Genomic DNA, 8,567 nt, shown 5'->3' with positions numbered 1-8,567 from the left:
TCTCTCTTCTGTGCTGTGCCGTGTTGTGCGCGCCCGGATCAGGCGGCGCTGCGCGAGCGGCGGTAGAGAACCGATCCCGCACCGGCGAGCAGCAGTCCTGCGCTGGCCGGGATGAGCAGTTCGAGCCCGCCCCCACCGGTCTGCGCGAGCTGCTCCTGCGGAATGTTCCGGGTCTCGGGAGCATTCGGCTCGGGCGGCTGGTTGGCCGGCGGGTCGACCGGCTTCTCCGGCGTGACCGGGGGCTTCTCCGGCTCCTCGGGCGGCGGGGGCGGAACCTCGGCGTCGTTGGAGCAGCTGTTGCCGAAGGCGGGGTTCAGCAGTCCGCCGATGGTGAGGCTGTTGCCACAGACGTTGACCGGGATGTCGATCGGCGCCTGGATCGAGTTGCCGGAGAGGATGCCGGGCGACCCCTGGGCGATCCCCTCCGCCGTGGCGCCGCCGCCGTCCGGGGCCCGGTGACGGCCCGTGCCGGGCTCGGAGGTGCGGTCCGAGGCGGTGGTCTCGCCCGCCCGGGCGCCGTTCCCCGAGCTGTCCTGGGGGCCGGAGGACCGGTCGGACTGCGCGGACCGGTCGGATCCTGCTGATCCGTTTCCGCAGTCGTTTCCGCTGGTGGGGTTGAGCAGTCCGCCGACGCTGACGGAGTTTCCGCAGACGTTGACCGGGATGTCGATCGGGACCTGGACCGAGTTGCCGGACAGCACGCCCGGCGAGCCGGAGGCGGTGCTCGCCGCCCCCGAGTCGGCGTGGGCGTATCCGCCGCTCAGCGCGAGCACTCCGCCCGCCGCCGCCATGGTGATCAGGCCTTTACGAGTGACCTGTCGCATAGGTTCGTTTCCTGCCTTCTGGCTTCCGAAAAACCCCCGGACTTGACCGTGCGGGAGCCGAATGCCGAACGGTCCCGGAGTGCATGGAGTGCACTCCGGGACCGGTCGAGCTCAAACCCTTACGGGTTGACGTTCAACGTCAGGCGTTGACGCAGGTGTTGCCGAAGGCGGGGTTCAGCAGACCGATCACGGAGACCGTGTTGCCGCACACGTTGACCGGCACGTGGACCGGAACCTGGACGACGTTGCCGGAGAGCACGCCGGGGCTGCCGATGGCAGCACCCTGGGCGCCCGCGTCGGCGGAAGCCATGCCCGCACCCGCGAGAACGAGGCCACCGGTGGCAGCCGCAACTGCGACGACCTTCTTGATCATGATTCCTCCTAGTTGGAAAATGCGGTCCCAGCCGCGGACCGCAAACCTTGTAACGAGGAGGAACTGACGGGGCTACGTGTGAACGGCTCGTTTCACTCGTTCGGACATGTCCGCACAGGTGGCCGAATCGACGGCGAATCGCTCATAGGGCAGTCAGGAGTGGTCGATGAACCGGTCGAGCACCCGCACGCCGAACTGCAGACCGTCGACCGGCACCCGCTCGTCGACACCGTGGAACATCCCGGCGAAGTCCAGCTCCGGCGGCAGCTTCAGCGGGGCGAAGCCGAAGCCCCGGATGCCCAGGTCGTCGAAGGACTTGGCGTCGGTGCCGGCCGAGAGCATGTACGGCACGGCCCGGGCGATCGGGTCCTCGGCGACCAGCGCGGTCTGCATGGCGTCCACCAGAGCCCCGTCGAAGGTGGTCTCCAGGGCCTTGTCCGCGTGCACGTCCTCGCGCCGGACGTTGGGGCCGAGGATCCGGTCCAGGTCGGCGAGGAACTCCTCCTCGTACCCGGGCAGGTAGCGGCCGTCGACGTGGGCGGTCGCCTGGCCCGGGATGACGTTGACCTTGTAGCCCGCGCCGAGCTGGGTGGGGTTGGCGGTGTTCTGGAGGGAGGCGCCGATGAGCTTGGCGATGCCGCCGAGCTTGGCGAGCGTCTCGTCCATGTCCTCCGGATCCAGCTCGGTGCCGAGCGCGTCCGAGAGCTCGTCCAGGAAGTGCCGCAGCGTCTTGGTGACCCGCACCGGGAACTTGTGCCGGCCCAGCCGCCCCACCGCCTCGGACAGCTCGGTGATGGCGTTGTCCCGGTGGATCATCGAGCCGTGTCCGGCGGTGCCGTCCACGGTCAGCTTCATCCAGTGCATGCCCTTCTGGGCCGTCTCCACCAGATACAGCCGCAGGTTCTCGTTGACGGTGAAGGAGAAGCCGCCGACCTCGCTGATCGCCTCGGTGACGCCCTCGAAGAGCCCGGGGTGGTTGTCGACGAGGTAGCGCGCCCCGTACGTACCGCCGGCCTCCTCGTCGGCGAGGAAGGCGAGCACGATGTCGCGCGGGGGCTTGCGGCCGCTGCGCATCCGCTCCCGTACGACCGCGAGGGTCATCGCGTCCATGTCCTTCATGTCGACCGCGCCCCGGCCCCAGACGCAGCCGTCCGCGATCTCCCCGGAGAACGGGTCGTGCGTCCAGTCCGCCGCGTTGGCCGGGACGACGTCCGTGTGGCCGTGGATGAGGAGTGCCGGGCGGGAGGGGTCCTCGCCCTCGATCCGGGCGACGGTGGAGGCCCGCCCCTTGTGCGACTCGAAGATCTGCGGCTCCAGGCCGACCTCCGCGAGCTTCTCCGCGACGTACTCGGCCGCGAGCCGCTCACCGGGGCCCGAGTGGTCGCCGTAGTTGCTGGTGTCGATCCGGATCAGGTCACGACAGAGGTCGACGACCTCCTGCTCGGCGTTGCCACCGGTGACGGTCCGGCCCGTGCTGCTCTCGCTCACGCTGGTTCCTTCCACTGTCGCTGTGGTGCTCCTCCTCATCCTCCCGCGCCCACGGCGTACGCCCAAGGGCGCACACCCCCCGTCACGCACCGTTCACAGCCATCGGGGCGTGATCGAGCACCCTCGAATGTTTGCTATGGTTTTCCACGTCGGAACGGGCACGGGCCCGCGAGACAGACACCTTGTCCGGGTGGCGGAATGGCAGACGCGCTAGCTTGAGGTGCTAGTGCCCTTTATCGGGCGTGGGGGTTCAAGTCCCCCCTCGGACACCAGCAGGAGCCCCACTTCGGTGGGGCTCTTTTGCGTCGTCGGACGGTTACGGAGAGGGGCGAGGATGCGAGGTCGCAGGAAGCCGCCCGCCGCCCCTCTTCCCCAGCGGGGCGGGATCGATGCCGTACGGGTGCGACTTCCGGAGGATCCGGGGCGGACCTGGACCACCGTCGGGGAGCATCTGGTCGACCGGTTCGGTGGGGCGATCGGGGCGGACCGGGTCGGCGAGATGGTGGATGCCGACCGGTTCGTGGGGGCCGACGGGGTCGCCGTGCGGGGCTCGGAGCCGTACGCCGCCGGGCGGTATCTCTGGTTCCACCGGGACTTCGCGGCCGAGGAGCCGGTGCCGTTCCCGGTCGGGGTGGTGTACCGGGACGAGCGGATCGTGGTCGCGGACAAGCCGCACTTCCTGGCGACGATGCCCCGGGGGCGGCACATCACCGAGACCGCGGTGGCCCGGCTGCGGCGGGAGCTGGAGCTGCCCGCCCTCCAGCCCGCGCACCGGCTGGACCGGCTGACGGCGGGGCTGGTGCTGTTCGTGGTGCGGCCGGAGGACCGGGGCGCGTATCAGACGCTGTTCCGGGACCGGCTGGTGAGCAAGGAGTACGAGGCGGTGGCCCCGTACGACCCCTCGGTGGCGCTCCCCCGGACCGTGCGCAGCCGGATCGTGAAGGAGCGCGGGGTGCTCGCCGCCCGGGAGGAGCCGGGTGAGGCGAACAGCGAGAGCCGGGTGGAGCTGGTGGAGCACCGGGGCGGGGTCGGGCGGTACCGGCTGCTGCCCGCGACCGGGCGGACGCATCAGCTGCGGGTCCATATGAACGCCCTGAGGGTGCCGATCGTCCACGATCCGCTGTATCCGGTGGTGGAGGCGGAGGGGGCTCCGGACGACTTCTCGCGGCCGTTGCAACTGCTGGCGCGGGTGCTGGAGTTCACCGATCCGGTGGGCGGGGAGCCGCGTCGCTTCGAGAGCGGGCTGCGGCTCTCCGCCTGGCCGGATCAGTGATGTACGTAGCGCTCAGTGGCCGCGCTTGATCCACTCGTCGAGCTGCGGGGCCTCCGCGCCGATGGTGGTGGGGTCGCCGTGGCCGGTGCGGACCTTGGTGTCGCCCGGGAGCGTGAGCAGCCGGTCCCGGATCGAGTCGATGATCGTGGGGAACGACGAGAAGGACCGGCCGGTGGCGCCGGGGCCGCCCTGGAAGAGGGTGTCGCCGGTGAAGACGACTCCCAGCTCGGGGGCGTAGAGGCAGACCGCGCCGGGGGCGTGCCCCGGGGTGTGCAGGACCGTGAGCGTGGTGCCCGCCACGGTGAGTTCCTGGCCGTCGGTGAGGGCGCCGTCGGGGGTGTGCTCCGGGTGGGTCCGGAGCCAGAGCGGCAGGTCGTCCGGGTGGAGCAGGATCGGGGCGCCGGTGGCCGCCGCGAGGGCGGGGGCTGCGTCGATGTGGTCGTTGTGCGCGTGGGTGCAGACGATGGCGCGCAGCGTACGGCCGCCGAGTGCGGCCTCGATGGCGGCGGCGTCGTGGGCGGCGTCGATGACGATCGCCTCGGTGTCGTCGCCGACGATCCAGACGTTGTTGTCGACGTCCCACTCGCCGCCGTCGAGGGCGAAGGTGCCGGAGGTGACCAGGTGGTCGATGCGGGCGCTCATCAGAAGACCACCACCGAGCGGAGGACGTCGCCGTCGTGCATGCGGGCGAAGGCCTGCTCGATGTCGCCGAGTCCGATGGTCTCGGTGACGAAGGCGGCGAGGTCGAGGCGGCCCTGCTGGTGGAGGTCGACGAGCATCGGGAAGTCGCGGGAGGGCAGGCAGTCGCCGTACCAGGAGGACTTGAGGGAGCCGCCGCGGCCGAAGACGTCCAGGAGCGGCAGTTCGAGCTTCATGTCGGGGGTGGGGACGCCGACGAGGACGACCGTTCCGGCGAGGTCGCGGGCGTAGAAGGCCTGTTCGTACGTCTCCGGGCGGCCGACGGCCTCGATGACGACATCGGCGCCGTTGCCGTCGGTGAGGACGCGGATGGCCTCGACGGGGTCGGTGGAGCGGGAGTTGACGGTGTGGGTGGCGCCCATCTTCTTCGCCGTCTCCAGCTTGCGGTCGTCGATGTCGACCGCGATGATCTTCGCCGCGCCGGCCAGCCGGGAGCCGGCGATCGCCGCGTCGCCGACGCCGCCGCAGCCGATGACGGCGACCGAGTCGCCGCGGCCGACCTGGCCGGTGTTGATGGCCGCGCCGATGCCCGCCATCACGCCGCAGCCGAGGAGTCCGGCGACCTCGGGGGCGACCTCCGGGTCGACCTTGGTGCACTGCCCGGAGGCGACGAGGGTCTTCTCGGCGAACGCGCCGATGCCGAGGGCGGGCGACAGCTCCGTGCCGTCGAGCAGCGTCATCTTCTGCTTCGCGTTGTGGGTGTCGAAGCAGTACCAGGGGCGGCCGCGCAGACAGGCGCGGCACTGACCGCACACGGCACGCCAGTTGAGGATGACGAAGTCACCGGGGGCGACGTCGGTGACACCCTCGCCGACCGACTCCACGACGCCCGCCGCCTCGTGGCCGAGGAGGAAGGGGAACTCGTCGTTGATGCCGCCCTGCTTGTAGTGCAGGTCGGTGTGGCAGACGCCGCATGCCTGGATCTTCACGACGGCCTCGCCGGGACCGGGGTCCGGGATCACGATCGTCTCGACCCTGACCGGCTCGTTCTTGCCCGGTGCGATGACCGCTTGCACCTGCTGTGCCATAACCGTGCTCTCCCTGCTCCCGCGCTTCGCGAAGATCGAACGCGGACCACCGTACGCCTCGGGGCCCCCTCTACGGGGCGAGGACGTCCAGTTCGTGCAGGGCACCGACCGCGATCTCCTTGGTGATCCGTTCGGCGGCCTCCGGGTCGCCCTCGCGGACCGCTTCGGCGAGCCGGACGTGCAGGGTGACGGCGGCCGGGTCGGGGTCCTCGAACATCACCTGGTGGTGGGTGCGGCCCGCCAGCACCTCGGCGACGACGTCCCCGAGGCGGGCGAACATCTCGTTGCCGGAGGCGTTGAGGACGATGCGGTGGAAGGCGATGTCGTGTTCGAGGTAGCCCTCCAGCTGCTGGCCGCGCGAGGTGGCGACCATGCCGAGGGCGCGTTCGGTGAGCTCGGCGCACTGTTCGGCGGTGGCGTGGCGGGCGGCGAGTCCGGCGGCGACCGGTTCGATCGCGGAGCGCAGCACGGTGAGGGAGCGCAGCTGGCGGGGGCGGTCGGCGCCGGCCAGGCGCCAGCGGATGACCTGGGGGTCGTAGACGTTCCAGGTCTCGGTGGGGCGGACGGTCACGCCGACGCGGCGGCGGGATTCGACCAGGTGCATCGATTCCAGGACCCGGATGACTTCGCGGATCACCGTACGGGAGACGTCGAAGCGCTGGGCGAGCTCGTCGGTGCGTAGCACGCTGCCGGGCGGGCACTGGCCGGAGGAGATCTCCAGACCCAGGGTGTCCAGCACATGTGTATGCAGCCCCTGGCTCTGTGTGGTCATGAGGCAAGCCTACGGGGCGACCCTCGGGAACAATAAGTACGACGTTTACGTCACAGGCTCTTGAATAAGTCGTACCTAATAGGTTTCAGTAGCGCGACGGACCGATGTCGAAGACGACAGCGAGACAGCGAGGCACCCATGAGCACCCCCCACGTCGTCGTGGTGATGGGCGTAGCAGGAACCGGCAAGACCACGATCGGTCCCCTGCTCGCCGCCGAACTCGGCGTTCCGTACGCCGAGGGCGACGATTTCCATCCCCCGGCGAACATCGCCAAGATGTCGGCCGGCACCCCCCTGGACGACGACGACCGCCGGCCCTGGCTGGACGCCATCGGCGAGTGGGCGCACGGGCGGGCGGGGCTCGGCGGGGTCGTCTCCAGCTCCGCGCTCAAGCGGGTCTACCGGGACCGGCTGCGGGACGGGGCGCCGAACGTCCTCTTCCTGCATCTGACCGGTGACCGGGCGCTGATCGAGGAGCGGATGGCGGACCGCAAGGGCCACTTCATGCCCACCGCGCTGCTCGACTCGCAGTTCGCGACGCTGCAGCCGCTCCAGGCCGACGAGGCCGGGGTGAGTGTCGACGTGTCCGGCACCCCAGAGGAAATCACCCAGCGAGCCGTCGCCGCGCTGCGCCGGCTCGACAGTTAAGGACCTTCACCGTGACCAGTCTCAGCGTCGAGATGCTGGCAGCGGACGCCGCCGAACCGATCACCTCGGCAGGCAACGCTCAGTTGGGCATCGCCGTCCTGGCGGGTATCGCCGTCATCGTTCTCCTCATCACCAAGCTCAAGATGCACGCGTTCCTGGCGCTGACCATCGGTTCGCTGGCGCTCGGCTCCTTCGCCGGAGCCGCCCCGGGCGACACGATCCTCAGCTTCACCGCGGGCCTCGGCTCCACCGTCTCGGGCGTGGGCGTCCTGATCGCGCTCGGCGCGATCCTGGGCAAGCTGCTTGCCGACTCGGGTGGGGCCGACCAGGTCGTCGACACCATCCTGGCGAAGGCTAGCGGCCGGGCCATGCCCTGGGCGATGGTCCTCATCGCCTCGATCATCGGGCTGCCGCTGTTCTTCGAGGTCGGGATCGTGCTGATGATCCCGGTCGTGCTGCTCGTCGCCAAGCGCGGCAACTACTCCCTGATGCGGATCGGCATCCCCGCGCTCGCCGGGCTCTCGGTGATGCACGGGCTGATCCCGCCGCACCCCGGCCCGCTGGTCGCGATCGACGCCCTGGACGCCAACCTCGGTGTGACGCTGGCGCTCGGTGTGCTGGTCGCCATCCCGACGGTGATCATCGCCGGTCCGGTCTTCTCCCGTTACGCCGCACGCTGGGTGGACATCAAGCCGCCGGAGAACATGATCCCGCAGCGGCCCTCCGAGGAGCTGGACCGCCGTCCGAGCTTCGGCGCCACCCTGGCGACCATCCTGCTGCCGGTCGTCCTGATGCTGCTGAACGCGCTCGTCGAGATCGTGGTCGACAACCCGGAGAACGGCCTCCAGAAGGTCACCATGGTCATCGGTTCGCCGCTGATCGCCCTGCTCGCGGCCGTGCTGGTCGGGATGTTCACGCTCGGCCGGGCCGCCGGGTTCACCAAGGACCGGCTGGCCGGCACCGTGGAGAAATCCCTCGCCCCGATCGCCGGGATCCTGCTGATCGTCGGCGCGGGCGGCGGCTTCAAGCAGACGCTGATCGATGCCGGGGTGGGCCAGATGATCCTGGAATTCTCCGAGAACTGGTCGATCCCCGCCCTGCTGCTCGGCTGGCTGATCGCCGTCGCGATCCGCCTCGCCACCGGCTCGGCCACGGTCGCCACGATCTCGGCCGCCGGTCTGGTCGCCCCGCTGGCCGCCGACATGTCGACCTCTCACGCGGCCCTGCTGGTGCTGGCCGTCGGCGCCGGTTCGCTCTTCTTCAGCCATGTGAACGACGCCGGATTCTGGCTGGTGAAGGAGTACTTCGGCATGAACGTCGGCCAGACGATCAAGACCTGGTCGGTGATGGAGACGATCATCTCCGTGGTCGCCATGGCCTTCATCCTGCTGCTGTCGCTGTTGCTGTAGCCGAGCCCGTACACATACGCGTGCGCCCGTCCCGGGATCGTCCGGGGCGGGCG

Annotated in this window: 9 protein-coding genes and 1 tRNA gene; 4 read left to right on the top strand and 6 right to left on the bottom strand. The window is 70.1% G+C overall.

Annotated features, from left to right (window positions below; all coding sequences use genetic code 11):
* Window positions 1-38: 38 nt before the first annotated feature.
* From ACFWM7_RS30955 to ACFWM7_RS30945, 3 genes are all read right to left on the bottom strand, one after another.
* Window positions 39-824 carry a chaplin gene (locus ACFWM7_RS30955; protein ID WP_383266894.1) on the bottom strand — a complete coding sequence of 262 codons (786 nt, stop codon included), beginning with the start codon at window positions 822-824 and terminating at the stop codon, window positions 39-41.
* Window positions 825-963: 139 nt separating this feature from the next.
* Window positions 964-1,197: a chaplin ChpH gene (gene chpH, locus ACFWM7_RS30950; protein ID WP_006123411.1), complete on the bottom strand. Its 234-nt coding sequence runs from the start codon at window positions 1,195-1,197 to the stop codon at window positions 964-966.
* Window positions 1,198-1,350: 153 nt separating this feature from the next.
* Window positions 1,351-2,685, bottom strand: coding sequence for a M20/M25/M40 family metallo-hydrolase (locus ACFWM7_RS30945; protein WP_383266891.1), 1,335 nt, complete (start codon window positions 2,683-2,685; stop codon window positions 1,351-1,353).
* 184 nt (window positions 2,686-2,869) lie between these two features.
* Here ACFWM7_RS30945 and ACFWM7_RS30940 point away from each other — a divergent pair.
* Both ACFWM7_RS30940 and ACFWM7_RS30935 read left to right on the top strand, forming a co-directional pair.
* Window positions 2,870-2,957 (top strand) — tRNA-Leu (locus ACFWM7_RS30940).
* Between the two features lie 62 nt (window positions 2,958-3,019).
* Entirely contained in the window at window positions 3,020-3,958 is a 939-nt protein-coding gene (locus tag ACFWM7_RS30935; RefSeq protein WP_383266888.1) for an RluA family pseudouridine synthase, read from the top strand.
* 12 nt (window positions 3,959-3,970) lie between these two features.
* Here the strand turns inward: ACFWM7_RS30935 and ACFWM7_RS30930 are convergent, their stop codons facing one another.
* From ACFWM7_RS30930 to ACFWM7_RS30920, 3 genes are all read right to left on the bottom strand, one after another.
* A complete protein-coding gene (locus ACFWM7_RS30930) occupies window positions 3,971-4,600 on the bottom strand; it encodes an MBL fold metallo-hydrolase (RefSeq protein WP_383266885.1) in 630 nt (209 codons plus the stop codon).
* Complete coding sequence (locus tag ACFWM7_RS30925) at window positions 4,600-5,685, bottom strand: S-(hydroxymethyl)mycothiol dehydrogenase (RefSeq protein WP_383266882.1); 1,086 nt, start codon at window positions 5,683-5,685, stop codon at window positions 4,600-4,602. Before ACFWM7_RS30925 ends, ACFWM7_RS30930 begins: the two co-directional genes overlap by 1 nt.
* A 70-nt stretch (window positions 5,686-5,755) precedes the next feature.
* Window positions 5,756-6,457, bottom strand: a complete 702-nt coding sequence (locus ACFWM7_RS30920; protein WP_010057081.1) for a FadR/GntR family transcriptional regulator — start codon at window positions 6,455-6,457, stop codon at window positions 5,756-5,758.
* A 138-nt stretch (window positions 6,458-6,595) separates the two neighbouring features.
* Here ACFWM7_RS30920 and ACFWM7_RS30915 point away from each other — a divergent pair, with 138 nt between their 5' ends.
* The gene (locus ACFWM7_RS30915; protein WP_383266879.1) at window positions 6,596-7,105 is read left to right on the top strand and encodes a gluconokinase; all 510 of its coding nucleotides are present in this window, start codon (window positions 6,596-6,598) and stop codon (window positions 7,103-7,105) included.
* Window positions 7,106-7,116: 11 nt separating this feature from the next.
* Window positions 7,117-8,514, top strand: coding sequence for a GntP family permease (locus ACFWM7_RS30910; RefSeq protein ID WP_383266876.1), 1,398 nt, complete (start codon window positions 7,117-7,119; stop codon window positions 8,512-8,514).
* Window positions 8,515-8,567: the final 53 nt, after the last annotated feature.

Source organism: Streptomyces sp. NPDC058375 (assembly GCF_042723425.1).
Lineage (GTDB): Bacteria > Actinomycetota > Actinomycetes > Streptomycetales > Streptomycetaceae > Streptomyces > Streptomyces durocortorensis.
This window is presented reverse-complemented; position numbering and strand designations above follow the sequence as displayed.